Here is a 16176-nt window from a genome sequence, read left to right as displayed (position 1 = left end):
GCCGGTCGGCCGGCCGCACGCGGCAATACCGAACGGCGCGCGGCCATACGAAAGCCCGGATCTTCTCAGGCGGAAATGCCGTCGATCCGGGCCAAGGCGTCGTCCGCGCCGTACGGCTGCAAGTACGGCAGCCAGCGCGGGTCCCGATGGCCGGTCCCGATGATGCGCCAGGCCAGGCCGGTGGGCGGGGCGGGTTTGTGGCGCAGCCGCCAGCCGATCTCGAAGAGGTGCCGATCGGCCTTCACGTGGTTGCAGCGGCGACAGGACGCCACCACGTTGTCCCAGACGTGCTTGCCCCCGCGGCTGCGCGGGATGACGTGGTCGACGCTGGTTGCGACGCCACCGCAGTACATGCACCGGCCCCCGTCACGGGCGAACAGCGCCCGGCGGGTCAGAGGAACGGGCCCCCGATAGGGAACCCGGACGAATCGCTTGAGCCGGACCACGCTGGGTGCGGGGACTGTGACGGTCGCGCTGTGCAGATAGGCGCCGGACTCCTCGAGGCATACGGCCTTGTTCTCGAGGACGAGGACGAGCGCGCGGCGGAGCGGTACGACACCTAGCGGCTCGTACGACGCGTTGAGGACCAGGACGTGCGGCACGGATGCCTCCTTGGACGCCGGCGGCGCGTGGCTCGCGCCGGGACGATTCGTAGCCAGTCTCCCCTCATGCCTGGTGAAAGCGCCACCATGCCCCCGTAACGGGCTGGGAGTGTTTTCGACCACATCTGATTCATCCCCCGGATCGTGGCCTGTTCAAGCCCAGGTGAGCACGGTCTCTCCTTCACACATCCTGCCGAAGCACACACAATGCCCCGTTAGTGTGGTGGTTCTGCCCCCGCGGTGACCCAGTCGTGACCTCGACCCCCTGAACCACCGCACCGGGGCGGACCGCTGTACTTGGAGGTACCTGCCGTGTCCCTGTCCGCTGTCCTGCTCGCCGTCGGCCCGTCGCCGTCGCCGACCCCCTCGGATACGGAGACCCCGAGAGTGCCCTCGCTCCAGGACGCCCAGGAGAGCGCGACGAACGCCGCCGGCTGGGTCGAGCAGAACTGGTCGACGTGGCTCGCGATCGGGCTGAGGGTCCTGCTCATCGTGGTGGTAGCGGCGGTGCTGAGGGTCGTCGTCCGGCGTGCGATCACCAAGCTGATAGACCGCATGAACCGGAGCGGCCAGTCCGTGGACGGCTCCGGGCTCGGCGGGCTGCTGGTCAACGTCGAGCGCCGCCGCCAGCGCTCGCAGGCGATCGGCTCGGTGCTGCGCTCGGTGGCGTCGTTCCTGATCATGGGCACGGCCGCGCTGATGATCCTGGGCACCTTCCAGATCAACCTGGCCCCGCTGCTGGCCTCCGCCGGTGTCGCGGGCGTGGCGATCGGCTTCGGCGCCCGCAACCTGGTCACGGACTTCCTCTCCGGCGTCTTCATGATCCTGGAGGACCAGTACGGCGTCGGCGACACGATCGACGCGGGCGTCGCCTCCGGCGAGGTGATCGAGGTGGGCTTGCGCGTGACCAAGCTGCGCGGCGACGGCGGCGAGATCTGGTACGTCCGCAACGGCGAGGTCAAGCGCATCGGCAACCTCTCCCAGGGCTGGGCCACGGCCAACGTCGACGTCACGGTCCACGCCGGCGAGGACCTGGACAAGGTCAAGGCCACCCTGGACGAGGTCGCCGAGAAGATGGGCGCCGAGGAGCCCTGGAACGAGCTGCTGTGGGGCCCGATCGAGGTACTCGGCCTGGACAGCGTCCTGCTGGACTCCATGGTCGTGCGCGTCTCGGCCAAGACGATGCCCGGCAAGTCCCTGACCGTGGAGCGCGAGCTGCGCTGGCGCATCAAGCGGGCCTTCGACGCGGCGGGCATCCGGATCGTCGGCGGCGCCACGGCCACGGCGGAGGAGACGCCCGCCGACCCGACGGCGGGGATGGCGCCCCCGTCGGTGTACGCGAACTCGGCGTCCCCGCAGTCGGCGGCGGCGTCCCCGCTCACGCCCGTCGCACCGCCGACGAGCACCACGAAGTAGCCGTCCCGGTAAGGGCGGCTGGACGGTAAGCCACCAAGAGGGCGGCACCCGGACCTTCCGGGTGCCGCCCTCTTCGCACGCCCGGGCAACGACTGCGTTGCCTGAACCGTCCCCTGTTGACGCCCGCACGGCGCGGGCTCACCTTCCCGCCATAGGAAACTTTCCTAACAGTGATGGGGCGCGGGTGTGACGCGCCGGGGCGGAGGGCCGGAGGGGAAAGGTGCCCGGGTCGATGGGACTTCCCCGCCAGGTCACTGAGAAGCTGAGCAGCCGAAGGGCAGGTGTGGACACGCATGGCAGGAACCGCCGGCACGCCGGGCACCCCGCGCGTCCTGCGCGCCATGAACGACCGGGCCGCCCTGGACCTGCTGCTGGAGCACGGACAGCTGTCCCGCACCCGGATCGGCAAGCTCACCGGCCTGTCCAAGCCGACCGCCTCCCAGCTCCTGGCCCGCCTGGAGGCCGCGGGCCTCGTCCTGGCCACCGGCACCACCGAGGGCAGGCCGGGCCCGAACGCCCAGCTCTACGAGGTCAACCCGGCGGCCGGTCACGCCGCCGGACTCGACGTCACCCCCCAGCGGATCCTCGCCGCGGTCGCCGACGTCACCGGCCGCACGGTCGGCCGCTTCGAACTGCCCGCCCCGGGCCGGCGCACCGGCATCCCGGTCGCCCAGCAGGTCGCCGACGCCCTGGACGGCGCGGTGAAGGCGGCGGGCCTCGCCCGGGACGACATCCACCGGCTCGTCATCGGCACCCCCGGCGCCTTCGACCCCACCACGGGCCGTCTGCGCTACGCCTCCCACCTCCCCGGCTGGCACTCCCCCACCCTCCTGGACGAGCTCGCCGCCGCCCTGCCGATGCCGTTCGAGTACGAGAACGACGTCAACCTGGTCGCCCTCGCCGAACAGCGGCTGGGCGCGGCCCGGGACCACACGGACTTCGTGCTGCTGTGGAACCAGGAGGGCCTGGGCGCCGCCCTGGTCCTGGGCGGCCGGCTGCACCGCGGCTGGACCGGCGGCGCCGGAGAGGTCGGCTTCCTGCCCGTGCCGGGCACGCCCCTGGTCCGCCAGGTCACCAAGGCCAGCAGCGGCGGCTACCAGGAGCTGGCCGGTTCCCAGGCCGTGCCGAGGCTGGCCCGTGAACTGGGCATCGAGGACATCCCGGCGGGCCCGTACGCCGAGGTGGCCGCGGCCCTGGTCGAGCGGGCCGCCACGCGGGACGACGACCTCCACCGGGAGCTGCTGCGGTCGTACGCGATCCGGCTGGCGACCGGTCTTGCCTCCCTCGTCTCGGTCCTCGATCCCGAGCTCGTCGTCCTGAGCGGCGCGTCCCTCACCTCGGGCGGCGAGACGCTGCGCGCCCTCGTCCAGGCCGAGCTGGAAGAACTGGCCGCGTCACGCCCACGCCTGGTCGTGGGCGACGTCCGTGAACACCCCGTGCTGCGCGGCGCACTGGAGAGCGCGCTCGCGACCACACGCGACGAGGTCTTCGACACCTCGCGCTGACGCCACCTCACGCTGAACCCACGCCCCCCTCGCTACCCCACTGACCCCACCCCCCCTTTCCCACGCCGCTCCCCGTTCCCCAGGGGGCCCCCATGCCTGGAACCTCCCGCAAGGCGGCCATCGCCTTCGCCGCCTCCGCCTCCATGGCCCTCCTCGCCACGGCCTGTACGGGCCAGGCGTCCGGGCCGGTGTGACGGAACCCCGGGGTGTCGCGGTCGTCTGCGGCGCGGGCATCAACTGCGTCGGCATATGCCCCGACGGCCGCACGGCCCGCTTACCGGCGCCGAGCCGGGTCTCGGGCGACCGGGGCGGCGGCCGGGGCCTGCCGGAGGAGGCCCTGGCACGCGGCAGGCTCGGAGGACGGCCGCGGGCGCCTCAGGGCCCCGGCCCACACCCTCCCCGCCCACTTCGGTCTGCCCTCCTTGTACGCCCTCATCGAGGCACTGCATCTGGGCGACTTGGAGCAATCTCGTCGCCACGAGCTGACGCCGGTCCTCTTCGCGACGGCGGCGGACGGCGACACGGTCGCCCGCGCGATCGCCGAACGCCAGGCGGAAGAGGTGGTCGCGATGGCCGTGGTGGCCCTGACCCGCCTGGAACTGCTGGACGAGCCGACACCCGTCCTCCTGGGCGGCGGGGTGCTGGCCGCCAGCATCCGCAGCTCAACGGCATGATCACCGACCTGCTGGCCGACAGAGCACCCAAGGCGGCCCCTCAGGCGGTCACGGCCAGTCCTGTCCTCGGGGCGGCGCTGCTGGGGCTGTACGGGCTGGGAGCAAGGGAGGGGCGCAGGAGCGTTTGCGGGCACACTTCGGGACGTGAGGGAGGCCCGCCCAAGACCGGCCGGGGCGGTACCGAACAGCGGAACGTGGACAGACGCGGGCAGCAGAACACGCGAGGGCGCATACTAGGGGCAATGACAAAGCCTGCTGCTCCTAAGCGCCATCTGCCCACCAGCCCCTTCAAGGCCCCGGTCATTCCGGCCCCGAAGCACTTCTCCGTGGGCGACCAGGTCACACACGACATGTACGGCCTCGGCCGGGTCATCAGCATCGAGGACGGGATCGCGGTCCTCGTGGATTTCGGCTCGTCTCAAAGGCGGATCCTGAGCCCGTACGCCAAGATGACCAAGCTCTAGCACCGCTGTGCCCGGTCACGGCACACCAGGTCCCTCCGGGGGCCCGGCACCAGAAGGAGACCTCTCATCGATCTGACCTCGCTCTTCTCCGCCCCGGAAGGGGCACCCCGCTCCACTGCCACGGCATCACCGCCTCCGACCACGAACCCCTTCCAGGCCCCGGACTTCGGAGAGGACGACGGCGCGACAGCGCCGGAGCCCCTCAACGGCGACCGGCACGGACGGTAAAACCCCAGCTCAGAGCGGACTGTTACATGCCACGAGAGGGCATGAAGATGCCCCTCACCAGCGGTTTCCCTGCCGATGAGGGGCCGTGACAGGCGGCTCGGGCCGTCGGCGTGCCGTCACCTGCTCATGGCTCTACACCTGCTCATGGCTCTATCTGTGGCGTCCGTGCGGGTTCTTCGACGCCGAGGCATGCCCGCATCCGCGTACGCGTGTCCTTCCCGCGCCCCGCCGATGAGTTCCTCCGCCACGGCATCCAACTCGGCGAGTACAGGCGCTGGGACGGCCAGATGAGCCTCTGCGATCGCGTGACGTTGTCCAAGTGGACGACCCAGAAAACGGGGGCCGGCAAGGTCCTCGTGACACCGACGAACGCAGCGATCAACGCGGTCGGACCACCCCCCGTACCTGCCCCCCCACAGGTCGTCCGGACGCACCTCGATACCCGCCCTCATGACGCAGGCCCCGGACCGATCGTGGCCCAAGGCCTTTGACGAGGGTGCCACCGTGAACGGCGGGCCGCGCGTCCCGGCGTGGCTCGCTCAGTAGGTGCCTCACCGGGGAGTCGTGAGCACGCCACCCGGCCGATGGGCCTGCACGGTGCTCAGCCGGGACCTGACTGTTGCCGGGTTTCGTCGGCGACCTGCCTCCCGGAGTCGCGTGCCTGCTCGGCTACCTGGGTGGCCTGGCCGCGGGCCTCGCCCTGCGTGGTACGGGCGGCCTCCGTGGCGGTGTCCTTCACCTCCTGCGCCGCACTCTGGGCGGCCTCCTTGGCCCCCTCCTTCAGGTTCTGCGCGGAATCCTGGGCGGCCTGCTTCACCGGTTCCAGCGCCTCGCCACCGCGTTGCATCAGGTCAGTGGTCTTCTCCTGCTCCATCTGGGAGACGGGCAGCATCGAGGCCGCCAGCATGCCGGCACCGAAGGCGATCAGACCGGCGGCCAGCGGGTTGCCCTGGGTCCGCTGCATCGCCTGTTCCGGAGCCTGCCGTACGGCTTCACCGGCCTGGCCGGCCGCCTCACGCGCGGTGTCGGCCGCCTGCTGGGTGCCCTCCTGCAGCGATCCGGCCATCGACTGCGCGCTGCCGCTGACGCCCTGGGCGGTCTGGGAGGCGGATCCCATGACCCGTTCCCGCATGCCCGAGACGGCACCGCGCATCCTGCGGGTGCGGCGGCGGGCTATACGCCGGGGGCTGGTCCGGTCCGCGAGCCGGTCCATGTCGGCGGACAAGCGGTCCCGCGTGGCGGTGATCTCGGCCCTCATCTGGTCGGGTGACGTGCCCATTGCGCATTCTCCTTCAGCGTCTCGACTGTCTGTCCGGGCTTCGGGTCCACGGCGCGCATCCGGGTACGACCCCGTTGGTACAGCACCGCCGCGACCACGGCCCACACCGCGGTGACGATCAGGGCGGCCCAGCCGCCGTCCATCACGTTGGCCAGGCCCAGTACTGCGGCCAGTGACAGGAAGAGCAGAACCATGTAGCCGGCGAAGCCCGCTCCGCCGTACATGCCGGCCGCCTTGCCCGCCTTGGTCGCCTCCTGCTTGACCTCGGTCTTGGCCAGTTCGACCTCCTGCCGGAACAGCGTCTGGACGTCGGAGGTCACGGCGGACAGCAGCTCGCCCACCGAGGTGTCCCCACCACGCGCCTCCACTTGGCGGGACGGGATCGAGGCCATCTCTCACACCTCCGGGTACGGACGAGCCGGCGCACCGCCCGGGGGCATGCCGACGGACGGCTGTATCTCCGGCGGAGGGCCGGACGGCAACGCCGTGGGCTGCCCCTCGGCCGACGCCGCGGGCTGCTGTCCGCGCTCAGCGGAGCCGTCGGACTTCCCCGCCGCCTTGACCAGCCGTCCGACGGCCAGCCCTGCCAGGAGCGCGCCGCCCAGGAACATGCCGGGGCGCCGGCGGGCGAAGTCCTGCACATCGGTGAGGACGCCGTCGACTCCCTGTTTGTCCAGGTAGTCGGCAGCCCGGTGCCCGCCGTCGGCTGCCTGAGCCGCGAGGCTGCGGGCAGGTGAGTCGCTCTGGGCGTTCTCCGCCAGTCCGGCCAGGTCGTCCGCCCACTGACGCAGCGAGCCGGCCACCCGCCTGGTCTGCTCCTCAACCTCGTTCATCGCACGGCCCCGCAGGTCCTGGGCGACCGCGCCGGCCTGCTGTCGAGCCTCACCCGCCACGGCCTTGGCCTGGTCCACGGCGGTACCCGTGACCTCTCCCGCGGCTCGCCTGGCCTGATCGGTGGTGGCCGACGCCTCCGCCCTGGCGGTCTCACCGGTCTGCCGCAACCTCGTCGTGTCGCCCTGCGCTGCCTCGCTCATCGCCACTCCTCCTCACACGATCACGTAACCCCTTGGTCCGCTTACGTACTCGAGTGACTGTTTTGTTCTTGTTCACACCCATCAGGAGAGATTTGTCGAGCATCATCCGATACTCATAAGGGTGGGTTCGTGGACATGTCCTCGGCCTGTGCTCATGACACGGATCAGCGGCTCCCGCCAACGTTGCCGGCCGTCCGGGGCTACGGAAGCGCCCAGGGCTCCACCACCACTGCGCCGCAGGTCGGCGCAGCAACCGCAGCCACAAGACCCGGGCTTCCCAGGCAGAGGTCCCCAGAGGTGGACCAGGCCGCAGACGGGCCGCAGCACAGTTCCAGATCCCAGAGCTGGCCGGGCTGCGGTTCTTCTCCCCCCTTGGTTGTCCGGCGAGGTCGCGCCGGAGCGGGGCGCGCAGCCACGGGAGCTTCCGTGCCCACCGGCCGTCAGTAGCGGTAGCCGGGCCAGTACGGATCCGTCCAGCGATCCTCACCGGTGAGTCCGAGCAGCCGTATTCGGTGCTGCAGATCCGCCGATGCGCCCGACTCGCGGAGTCGTATCGCAGCGTGGCCAAGGAGCCAGGCGACCAGTTCGGCGCGCAGCCCCTCCTCGTCGCGCTCGTACCAGCCGACGCTCCACGGCAGCATCTCTCCCAGGAGATCGCACTCCCATTCCGCGGCCGCCTCTGCGAGACGTCGGTCGCTGAGGTACCCGGTCTGATCTTCCCGGTCGGCAAGTCAAGGGCCGAGCGTTCCGGACGCCTCGGCACACATCACGAAGACCTGGTGCGCCGGGACGACCGCATCCGGATCGGTGAGGCTCTGCACCCACCGGGCACGCAGGAACTCGCGGACCGAATCGGCCTGTTCGCCGGGCCATTGTTGCCAGCGGCCGCGGGCGAATGAGTATCCGACCTCTTCCAGCCCGAACAGGGGTTCGGTGCGACCGGCGACCAGGACCGTGGCGAACTGCGGCGGGATACGGCGCAGCACGGCAGCGTGATCGGTCCAGTCGATGGCCTGCCAGGTCCGGCGCAGAAGGTCCGGCTCCAGTTCCACATCCGGCGTCTTCAGAAGGCGAAGCTCCTCAGGGCCGCCCCAGTGGCATGCGCAGTTGCGCTCGTCCGGATGCGCGGTCATGCCGCGGAAGGTGACGGAGAGGTTCTCCAGGGCGGCGACGAGGCGGTGGCGTGCGGGGCGGGGGGGGGCGATATGCATGATGTGCCCGGCCTTCGAGGACTCCGTACGGCTTCCGCCGGTCGAAGATCGCCACGTTACCCGGTGATCGAACGCCTGAGACGGCGCTCATCTCGGCGCGACGGCACGAAGCCAGGCAGCGAGAGCGAAGAAATCGGCGTCTTGGAGGCCTTTGGCCGGGTCGACGTGATGAAGCAGCGACGGCCCAGGATGGCCGGCTTCGACCCAAAGGCGGTCCATGGCGCTGATCTCGTCGTCGACCCAGATGAACGGCCGGCCGTCGGCCCACTCGACAAGGGAGCGGGTCTTCCAGTGCAGGCCGCGCGGAACTTTCTCGGCACCGTTCTCCGGCCACTCCAGTACTGGCAGCTTTGGCAGACCGATGCGCGGAGCGACGGCCTCGTTCGCCTCATCCCCCCAGGTCGTGGCCCATACGAGATGGCAGCCCAAGGCCAAGAGGCGCGCCCCGATCCCGGGGTCAAGCCGCCTCAACAGTGGGTTCCCCTGATCGGCAGGCGCCGAGGCGTCGGCAGCAGCGGAATGCGGGTGGCCGGACGACGACCCGAACGGGATGAGCGGACCATCGACGTCGAGGAAGAGGAGAGGGCGCTCCGCTGCGCTTGTCACGGCGGCACGATAGCCCGGCGCGGTGGTGAGCACCCTTTGGCCGGGCCGTGCGAGGGCGCCCGAGGCCGGCCAACGGCGACCGGCGTCGACGGTCGATTCCAAGCCAATGACCACGTCGCGACCAGGACCTGACCGCCGCCGGTCTCCGCCAAGCCGCCCGACCCGGCCGCGAGCGGGTCGGCATCATGAGGCCATGGACGAGGCGCCCGAGCTCCCGGCAGGTCGCCGGCGTGGTTGTCGTCCATGATGCGCTCGATCCGCTCCCGCGGTTTGAGCGGGTCACCCTTCCGCACGTCGCCGGTCTTGGGCAGCTCAGCCTGGAACAGATGCGGCCTTCGGCAGGAGGGGAGGTCACTGGCGCGGAATCACCCAAGCCGGCATGGAGGCCGCGTCCTGTTAACCTTCCCGGATGTTCATCGTGATGTTCATCTGACGGTCCTGGGTCTCTCCCGTCCAGGTTCTGATCCGTTGAGGGTGCGCCCTGTCCTGCCCTCCGGACCTCGGCAGCCGTCAGATTCTTGGCGGCCTCGCGTTCAGCGTCGGTCGCACATCATCGGAGCTTCTTCGTGCTCGCAGTACTTCTCCTTCCTGGCGCTCTTCGCGCCTTCCTCCCCGCCCTGATTGGCCGGTCCGCCCTCGCGATGGGCGGTCTTGCTCTCCTCCTCGCCGTCCAGGACAGCACGGGTTCGTACACGCAGGCCGGTTTCGCAACAGCGGTGTTCGGCATCGCCAACGTCCTCGCCGCCCCCTGGCGTGCCCGGGCCGTCGATCGATTCGGTCAACGGATCGCGCTCACCACGATGGCCTCGGGCCAGGCCGCCGGGTTCATCGCTCTCGCGCTCATCACGGAAGCCGAGAGTGTCGCGGATATCTGGTTCCTCGTTCTCAGTGCGGTGGTCGGCCTGACAGCGCCACCCCTGGGGGCGGCGATGCGAATGCTCTGGGCATCGCTCACAACAGCCGGTGACCAGCGAACAAAGGCATTCAGTATCGACGCGGTTTGCGAAGAGCTCCTCTTCGTCGGTGGTCCTGTCATCATCACCGCGGTCATCGTGGCCAGTTCTCCCAGCATTGGGCTCTGGGTGACCGCGGCAGCGGTTTCCCTCGGCACTGCAGCGATGACGTCCAGTGCGTCATCGGGGGCGCTGCGCGGGACAGGAGGGAGCGGAGCGCAAGGTGATCGCCCGCTGCGGCAGCCAGGTTTCGCAAGGGTATTGGTCGTCCTGCTGGGCGTCGGTGGTGTATTGGGCGTCGCGGAGATCGCAGCACCAGCCACCGCTGCTGAACGTGATGCTGTCTCAGCTTCGGGCTGGCTCCTGGCGGCCTTTGCCGGCGGAAGTGCTCTCGGGGGTTTCCTCTATGGGCAACTGAACCTCAAGTCGGGAATCGGCAAGAGGCTGTTCGCCCTGTGCGTCAGCATGGGGCTTGCTGCGGTGTTCGTGTCCCAGCTGGACACACTCGGTCTCTTCGCTGCAGGCCTCGCCCTCATCGGCCTCTTCCTCGCCCCGTCCCTCATCACCGGATACCTCATCGCCGACACCATCGTTCCGGACACCAGCCGGACGGAAGCGTCGACATGGATCAACACCTCCGTAAACCTCGGCGCATCGCTGGCATCCGCCGCGGCAGGACTCGTCATCGACAGGTCCGGCGCCTGGCTCGCCCTCTTGCTCGTGGGCGCGATCGCTCTCGTGCTCGCCTCCGCTGTGCCATTTACACGGCTGCGCAAGATCGAGTCGCCTGCGGACCACGCTCCCGACCGTGGCGAGCAAGGCTGATCAGCAGCCCCCGGCCTCCCGAGCGGTCAGGGCGTTGGTGCTGACGTGCGGTACTCCGTAGAAGCCCGGACAGGGTGGTCGGCCATGAGGCCGGCAGATCGGTGGCCCCAACCACGGTGGGGACTGGCTTGACAGTGAGGGGGCCCCGGCGGGCGCGCCGCCGGGGCCCCCTCACATATCCACCCTTCGACGACGGTCTGTTCGTCGAAGGCTCGAAGGGGCAGCGACCTCATCGAGAGCCTGGCCCAGGACGACCGTCGAATCGTCAGCGGATGCAGCGGAGGCGGGAGCAAGCGTCGGCCGAGACGGCCGTAAGGGGCGGCGGTGCCTGCCCTTGGGAAAGTAAGTGATCACCCCAGGGCCGTGCGATGTTGCCCGAGGTCGACCAAAGGCGACCGACAGTGACAGTCGCCCGGCAGTCGGTATCCGAGAAAGGCCAGGTCAGCCACCCCCACCCATACGCGTTTCCACCCAGGCCTAGCGGTACGGCAAGATGGGGTGTATCTGCCCACTGCCGTATTCAAGCTGCCGGACGGTTTCTCTTGGCTGAGTTCATTTACACCATGCGCAAGGCGCGTAAGGCGCACGGCGACAAGGTGATCCTCGACGACGTGACGACGAGCTTCTACCCGGGAGCGAAGATCGGCGTCGTCGGCCCGAACGGCGCCGGCAAGTCGACCATCCTCAAGATCATGGCCGGGATCGAGCAGCCGTCCAACGGTGACGCCTTCCTCAGCCCCGGCTACACGGTCGGCATCCTGCTCCAGGAGCCCCCGCTGACCGAGGACAAGACCGTCCTGGAGAACGTCCAGGAGGGTGTCGCCGGGATCAAGGGCAAGCTCGACCGGTTCAACGAGATCGCCGAGCAGATGGCGACCGACTACACCGACGAGCTCATGGACGAGATGGGCAAGCTCCAGGAGGACCTCGACCACGCCAACGCGTGGGACCTCGACGCCCAGCTGGAGCAGGCCATGGACGCCCTGGGCTGCCCGCCCGGCGACTGGCCCGTCACCAACCTGTCCGGCGGTGAGCGCCGCCGCGTCGCGCTGTGCAAGCTGCTGCTGGAGCAGCCCGACCTGCTGCTGCTCGACGAGCCCACCAACCACCTCGACGCCGAGTCCGTGAACTGGCTGGAGCAGCACCTGGCCAAGTACCCGGGCACCGTCGTGGCGGTCACCCACGACCGGTACTTCCTCGACAACGTCGCCCAGTGGATCTGCGAGGTCGACCGCGGCCGCCTCTACCCCTACGAGGGCAACTACTCGAAGTACCTGGAGACCAAGGCCGCCCGCCTCAAGGTCGAGGGCCAGAAGGACGCCAAGCGGCAGAAGCGGCTCAAGGAAGAGCTCGAGTGGGTGCGGTCGAACGCCAAGGGGCGCCAGGCCAAGTCCAAGGCGCGCCTCGCCCGCTACGAGGAGATGGCCGCCGAGGCCGACAAGATGCGGAAGCTGGACTTCGAGGAGATCCAGATCCCGCCGGGCCCGCGCCTGGGCAGCGTCGTCGTCGAGGTCAACAACCTCACCAAGGGCTTCGGCGACAAGCTGCTCATCGACGACCTCAGCTTCACGCTGCCGCGGAACGGGATCGTCGGCATCATCGGGCCGAACGGCGCCGGCAAGACGACCCTGTTCAAGATGATCCAGGGCATCGAGGAGCCCGACTCCGGCGCCATCAAGGTCGGCGACACCGTCAAGATCTCCTACGTCGACCAGAGCCGCGAGAACATCGACCCGAAGAAGACGCTGTGGGCCGTCGTGAGCGACGAGCTGGACTACATCAACGTGGGCCAGGTCGAGATGCCCTCGCGCGCGTACGTCTCCGCCTTCGGGTTCAAGGGGCCGGACCAGCAGAAGCCGGCCGGTGTGCTCTCCGGCGGTGAGCGCAACCGGCTGAACCTCGCGCTCACCCTCAAGCAGGGCGGCAACCTGCTGCTCCTCGACGAGCCGACCAACGACCTCGACGTCGAGACCCTCTCCAGCCTGGAGAACGCGCTGCTGGAGTTCCCCGGCTGCGCCGTCGTCGTCTCCCACGACCGGTGGTTCCTGGACCGCGTCGCCACGCACATCCTCGCCTACGAGGGCGAGTCCAGGTGGTTCTGGTTCGAGGGCAACTTCGAGTCGTACGAGAAGAACAAGATCGAGCGGCTCGGCCCGGACGCCGCGCGTCCGCACCGCGCCACCTACAAGAAGCTGACCCGAGGCTGATCTTGCGGCACATCTACCGCTGCCCACTGCGCTGGGCGGACATGGACGCGTACGGCCACGTCAACAACGTGGTGTTCCTCCGCTACCTGGAGGAAGCCCGTATCGACTTCCTGTTCCGTCCGGAGAAGGACTTCAAGCAGGGGTCCGTGGTGGCGCGCCATGAGATCGACTACAAGCGGCAGCTGGTCCACCGGCACACCCCCGTGGACATCGAGCTGTGGGTCACGGAGATAAGGGCGGCGTCCTTCACCCTCACCTACGAGGTGAAGGACGACGACCTGGTCTACGTCCGGGCCTCGACGGTGATAGTGCCGTTCGACTTCGAGGCACAGCGCCCGCGCCGGCTCACCCCGGAGGAGCGGGAGTTCCTCCGGGAGTACACGGACGACGAGGAGGAGGCCGTCGCCGCATGACGGTGCTCCACCTGGCCGACGAGGGGGAGGCGGCGGATCTCGCGGCCTTCCTCTCCCGGCTGCTCCACTACGACCGTGGCGCCGCGGTGCGCCTCCAGGCGGCGGGCACCGCCTTGGCCGTGTTCGGGCGGCCGCCGTCCTTCGAGGTGCTGGCCGTGCGCGCGGTGCGGCTGGCGAAGCCGTACGAGGACGGGCTCGACGTCACGCTGGACATGACCGTGTCCGCCGGTGAGCTCCTGGAGTCGGTGGACGAGAAGGGCGCCACGGCCCTCGTGCCGGGCGCGGTGACCGGGCCGCCGTGGGCGGGCGTGCTGCCGCCGCGCGGCGGCTGGCGGCCCGAGCCGGGGCTGCCGGCACCCGACGCGCTGCGGTCCCTCGTGGCCGCCGCCGTGGCCGAGTTCCGGTCCCGTACGCAGGAGTTGCCCTCGGAGCGGCGTACGAGGGCCGAGCTGGACCGGATCGGGCGGGACATCTGGTCCCGTACGGTCGGCGACACCCGGCTCCCGGTCCGCGCCGTGCACGCGGCACAGTCGCTCGGGTTCCTGCGGCCCGGGGCGCCACTGGGGCTGTTCTCGTCGGGCGCGTGGCTGCGGCTGCGCACACCGTACGGGTCGATCGCCGTACGACAGGCCGGGCTCGGGGCGCTGGACGTCAGCGTCCGCTGACCCTCGCCACGCCCCTGCGGGTCAGCCCGGGGCGTTCACTATCGACGCCGCCGCGTACGTCATGTAGTTCCACAGCGTCTGCTCGTGCTCCTCGGAGAGCCCGAGTTCCTCGACGGCGACCCGCATGTGCTTCAGCCAGGCGTCGTGCGCCGCACGGTCCACCGTGAAGGGCGCGTGCCGCATCCGCAGGCGCGGGTGGCCGCGGTTGTCGCTGTACGTCGTGGGGCCACCCCAGTACTGGATGAGGAACAGCGTGAGGCGCTCCTCGGCCGGGCCCAGGTCCTCTTCGGGATACATGGGCCGCAGCAGCGGGTCCTCGGCGACTCCCTCGTAGAAACGGTGGACGAGCCGGCGGAAGGTCTCCTCCCCGCCGACCTGCTCGTAGAAGGTCTGCTCCTGAAGCGTGCCGCGCCGAATCTCTTTCACGCCCTCCATGCTCTCAGACGCGGAGGCATAGGACTCAAGGCCTAGGACCGGCCCCGATGCCCTTACTGTGGGGGTATGGGCGGGCATGCTCCCGACAGGGATTCAGACGGTCTCGCCGCCTCCGCGCGGGCGGCACTGGTGCGCCGGATCGACGCGAGCGAGGCCTGGGCCACCGACCCGGTGTGGCGGGAGGCGTTCGCGGCGGTCCCGCGCCACCTCTTCGTGCCGTACTACTACGTCGGCATCGCGGGCGGCTACGAACGGCGGTGGGGCGAGAGCCCCGACCCGCAGGCGCGTGAGCGGTGGCTACGGGGCGCCTACGAGGACACCCCGCTGGCGACCCGGCTGCGCGACGGCGAACTGCTCTCCTCCAGCAGCCAGCCGTCCCTGATGGCGGACATGCTGGCCGCGCTGCGCGTGGAGGACGGGAACACGGTCCTGGAGATCGGCGCCGGCACCGGCTACAACGCCGCGCTGCTCGCCCACCGCCTGGGCGACGACAAGGTGACCACCGTGGACCTCGACCCGGAGATCACCGAGTCGGCCCGCCGGCACCTGGCCGCTGCCGGGTACCACCCGGTCGTCGTCACCGGCGACGGCGCCCGGGGCGTGCCGGAGCGCGCGCCGTTCGACCGGATCATCGCCACCTGCGCGCTGAGCGCCGTGCCGCGCGCCTGGCTCGCCCAGAGCCGCCCCGGTGGCCGGATCCTGATGCCGCTCGCCACCGGCCTGGTCGTGCTCACGGTGCGCGACGCCGACCATGCCGAGGGCCGTTTCCTGCACACGCCCGCCTACTTCGTGCCGCTGCGCGGCGGGAGCCGGCCCGGGGGCGAGCCGCTCCAGCTGGGCGGCGTACCGCGCCGGGCCAGGGAGGACGACCTGTTCCGTTTCCTGCTGGCCCTGACCCGCGGCAGCCTGGACCCGCAGGAGGCGCACGCGCTGTGGGAGCAGGAGGGCAGGCCGCAGCGCGAGCGCTACGGGATCACGGTCAGCGGGGACCGGGAGTGGGCCTGGCTGGACGACCCGGAGGGGCCGTACTCCTGGCCCCTCCCGTCCTGAGCCTGACTCCCGTCCTGAGCCTGACCCCTGTCCTGAGCGGGCTCAGCCGCGGCGGATCGTGATCGTCGTCCATGCGCCGACGTGCACGCGGTCGCCGTCCTGGAGCGGTACGGGGACGAACGGCTGGATCGGCTCCTCCGAGCCGTTGACCGTCGTGCCGTTCGTCGAGTTCTGGTCGACGACCGCCCAGGTGCCGTCGGGCTGCTGGACCAGCACCGCGTGCTGGTGTGAGACGCCCGGGTCCTCCGGCGGCACCGAGAGATCGATGTCGGGGGTGTCGCCGGTGGAGTGCCGGCGACGGCCGATCGTGAGCTGGTTGCCGGTGAGCGTGCGCTGCTGCTCGGGCGAGTACGCGGGCAGGTTCAGGCCCGCGGCCTCGGGACCGGAGCGCTGCATCATCGCCATGAAGTACTCACGGTCCGGGCCGATGGTCGCGGTCCAGGTCGTCGGTCCCTGGGGCGCCTGGGGCTGCTGCGGGAAGCCGCCGGGGCCGGGAGGGGCCTGGGTCGCGCCGGGCTGCGGATAGCCGTAGCCGCCGCCCTGAGCACCGCCGGGGCCGGGAGGGGCCTGGGTCGCGCCGGGCTGCGGATAGCCGTAGCCGCCACCCTG

The 16176-nt window shown here is 70.3% G+C and carries 17 protein-coding genes and 1 pseudogene; 9 read left to right on the top strand and 9 right to left on the bottom strand.

All coding sequences use genetic code 11. The features are described from left to right. Positions 1-65 precede the first annotated feature (65 nt). Positions 66-602, bottom strand: a complete 537-nt coding sequence (locus AOQ53_RS22825; RefSeq protein WP_019760491.1) for an HNH endonuclease — start codon at positions 600-602, stop codon at positions 66-68. Between the two features lie 312 nt (positions 603-914). On the opposite strand from AOQ53_RS22825, the gene AOQ53_RS22820 reads away from it, so the two are divergent. The 4 genes and pseudogenes from AOQ53_RS22820 to AOQ53_RS22805 all read left to right on the top strand — a co-directional run bounded on the left by AOQ53_RS22820 (position 915) and on the right by AOQ53_RS22805 (position 4661). Next, positions 915-2018 carry a mechanosensitive ion channel family protein gene (locus tag AOQ53_RS22820; RefSeq protein WP_059419995.1) on the top strand — a complete coding sequence of 368 codons (1104 nt, stop codon included), beginning with the start codon at positions 915-917 and terminating at the stop codon, positions 2016-2018. A gap of 293 nt (positions 2019-2311) precedes the next feature. Beyond that, entirely contained in the window at positions 2312-3523 is a 1212-nt protein-coding gene (locus tag AOQ53_RS22815; RefSeq protein WP_059419994.1) for an ROK family transcriptional regulator, read from the top strand. 178 nt (positions 3524-3701) lie between these two features. Beyond that, positions 3702-4345, top strand: a pseudogene (locus AOQ53_RS22810) (ATPase); the annotation flags it as partial. A gap of 94 nt (positions 4346-4439) precedes the next feature. Further along, a complete protein-coding gene (locus AOQ53_RS22805; RefSeq protein WP_059419992.1) occupies positions 4440-4661 on the top strand; it encodes a hypothetical protein in 222 nt (73 codons plus the stop codon). 829 nt (positions 4662-5490) lie between these two features. Here AOQ53_RS22805 and AOQ53_RS22800 read toward each other — a convergent pair. The 6 genes from AOQ53_RS22800 to AOQ53_RS22780 form a co-directional block, all read right to left on the bottom strand. Further along, the gene (locus AOQ53_RS22800) at positions 5491-6168 is read right to left on the bottom strand and encodes a DUF3618 domain-containing protein (protein ID WP_059419990.1); all 678 of its coding nucleotides are present in this window, start codon (positions 6166-6168) and stop codon (positions 5491-5493) included. Beyond that, positions 6144-6560, bottom strand: a complete 417-nt coding sequence (locus AOQ53_RS22795) for a phage holin family protein (RefSeq protein ID WP_059419988.1) — start codon at positions 6558-6560, stop codon at positions 6144-6146. The genes AOQ53_RS22800 and AOQ53_RS22795 overlap by 25 nt, the downstream gene beginning before the upstream one ends. Positions 6561-6563: 3 nt before the next feature. Next, entirely contained in the window at positions 6564-7202 is a 639-nt protein-coding gene (locus AOQ53_RS22790; RefSeq protein ID WP_059419987.1) for an ATP synthase subunit B family protein, read from the bottom strand. Between the two features lie 440 nt (positions 7203-7642). After that, complete coding sequence (locus tag AOQ53_RS47760; RefSeq protein WP_330219365.1) at positions 7643-7843, bottom strand: hypothetical protein; 201 nt, start codon at positions 7841-7843, stop codon at positions 7643-7645. Positions 7844-7933: 90 nt separating this feature from the next. After that, complete coding sequence (locus AOQ53_RS47755; protein ID WP_330219364.1) at positions 7934-8413, bottom strand: hypothetical protein; 480 nt, start codon at positions 8411-8413, stop codon at positions 7934-7936. Positions 8414-8500: 87 nt separating this feature from the next. Then, positions 8501-9019 carry an HAD domain-containing protein gene (locus tag AOQ53_RS22780; protein ID WP_059420038.1) on the bottom strand — a complete coding sequence of 173 codons (519 nt, stop codon included), beginning with the start codon at positions 9017-9019 and terminating at the stop codon, positions 8501-8503. A 566-nt stretch (positions 9020-9585) separates the two neighbouring features. On the opposite strand from AOQ53_RS22780, the gene AOQ53_RS22775 reads away from it, so the two are divergent. From AOQ53_RS22775 to AOQ53_RS22760, 4 genes are all read left to right on the top strand, one after another. Beyond that, a complete protein-coding gene (locus AOQ53_RS22775; RefSeq protein WP_059419986.1) occupies positions 9586-10797 on the top strand; it encodes an MFS transporter in 1212 nt (403 codons plus the stop codon). A gap of 542 nt (positions 10798-11339) precedes the next feature. Next, positions 11340-13004 (top strand): energy-dependent translational throttle protein EttA, encoded by a 1665-nt coding sequence (gene ettA / locus AOQ53_RS22770; protein WP_059419985.1) that lies wholly within the window; start codon positions 11340-11342, stop codon positions 13002-13004. 2 nt (positions 13005-13006) lie between these two features. Further along, positions 13007-13417: an acyl-CoA thioesterase gene (locus AOQ53_RS22765; protein ID WP_059419984.1), complete on the top strand. Its 411-nt coding sequence runs from the start codon at positions 13007-13009 to the stop codon at positions 13415-13417. Then, a complete protein-coding gene (locus tag AOQ53_RS22760) occupies positions 13414-14082 on the top strand; it encodes a hypothetical protein (RefSeq protein ID WP_059419983.1) in 669 nt (222 codons plus the stop codon). The genes AOQ53_RS22765 and AOQ53_RS22760 overlap by 4 nt, the downstream gene beginning before the upstream one ends. Before the next feature lie 21 nt (positions 14083-14103). Here AOQ53_RS22760 and AOQ53_RS22755 read toward each other — a convergent pair whose 3' ends face one another. Beyond that, the gene (locus AOQ53_RS22755) at positions 14104-14517 is read right to left on the bottom strand and encodes a globin (RefSeq protein ID WP_059419981.1); all 414 of its coding nucleotides are present in this window, start codon (positions 14515-14517) and stop codon (positions 14104-14106) included. Positions 14518-14583: 66 nt separating this feature from the next. Here AOQ53_RS22755 and AOQ53_RS22750 point away from each other — a divergent pair, with 66 nt between their 5' ends. After that, complete coding sequence (locus AOQ53_RS22750) at positions 14584-15567, top strand: methyltransferase domain-containing protein (RefSeq protein WP_059419979.1); 984 nt, start codon at positions 14584-14586, stop codon at positions 15565-15567. A gap of 42 nt (positions 15568-15609) precedes the next feature. Here AOQ53_RS22750 and AOQ53_RS44810 read toward each other — a convergent pair. Then, positions 15610-16176 (bottom strand): FHA domain-containing protein (locus AOQ53_RS44810; RefSeq protein WP_059419977.1); only part of this gene is annotated, 567 nt, incomplete at its 5' end.

This window comes from Streptomyces azureus (genome assembly GCF_001270025.1).
GTDB classification, from domain to species: domain Bacteria; phylum Actinomycetota; class Actinomycetes; order Streptomycetales; family Streptomycetaceae; genus Streptomyces; species Streptomyces azureus.
This window is presented reverse-complemented; position numbering and strand designations above follow the sequence as displayed.

Coding starts and splice junctions, on each gene's coding strand:
- AOQ53_RS22815 (WP_059419994.1), top strand. CDS start 2,312: ATGGCAGGAACCGCCGGCACGCCGGGCACCCCGCGCGTCCTGCGCGCC.
- AOQ53_RS22805 (WP_059419992.1), top strand. CDS start 4,440: ATGACAAAGCCTGCTGCTCCTAAGCGCCATCTGCCCACCAGCCCCTTC.
- AOQ53_RS22800 (WP_059419990.1), bottom strand. CDS start 6,168: ATGGGCACGTCACCCGACCAGATGAGGGCCGAGATCACCGCCACGCGG.
- AOQ53_RS22795 (WP_059419988.1), bottom strand. CDS start 6,560: ATGGCCTCGATCCCGTCCCGCCAAGTGGAGGCGCGTGGTGGGGACACC.
- AOQ53_RS22790 (WP_059419987.1), bottom strand. CDS start 7,202: ATGAGCGAGGCAGCGCAGGGCGACACGACGAGGTTGCGGCAGACCGGT.
- AOQ53_RS47760 (WP_330219365.1), bottom strand. CDS start 7,843: ATGCTGCCGTGGAGCGTCGGCTGGTACGAGCGCGACGAGGAGGGGCTG.
- AOQ53_RS47755 (WP_330219364.1), bottom strand. CDS start 8,413: ATGCATATCGCCCCCCCCCGCCCCGCACGCCACCGCCTCGTCGCCGCC.
- AOQ53_RS22760 (WP_059419983.1), top strand. CDS start 13,414: ATGACGGTGCTCCACCTGGCCGACGAGGGGGAGGCGGCGGATCTCGCG.
- AOQ53_RS22755 (WP_059419981.1), bottom strand. CDS start 14,517: ATGGAGGGCGTGAAAGAGATTCGGCGCGGCACGCTTCAGGAGCAGACC.
- AOQ53_RS22750 (WP_059419979.1), top strand. CDS start 14,584: ATGGGCGGGCATGCTCCCGACAGGGATTCAGACGGTCTCGCCGCCTCC.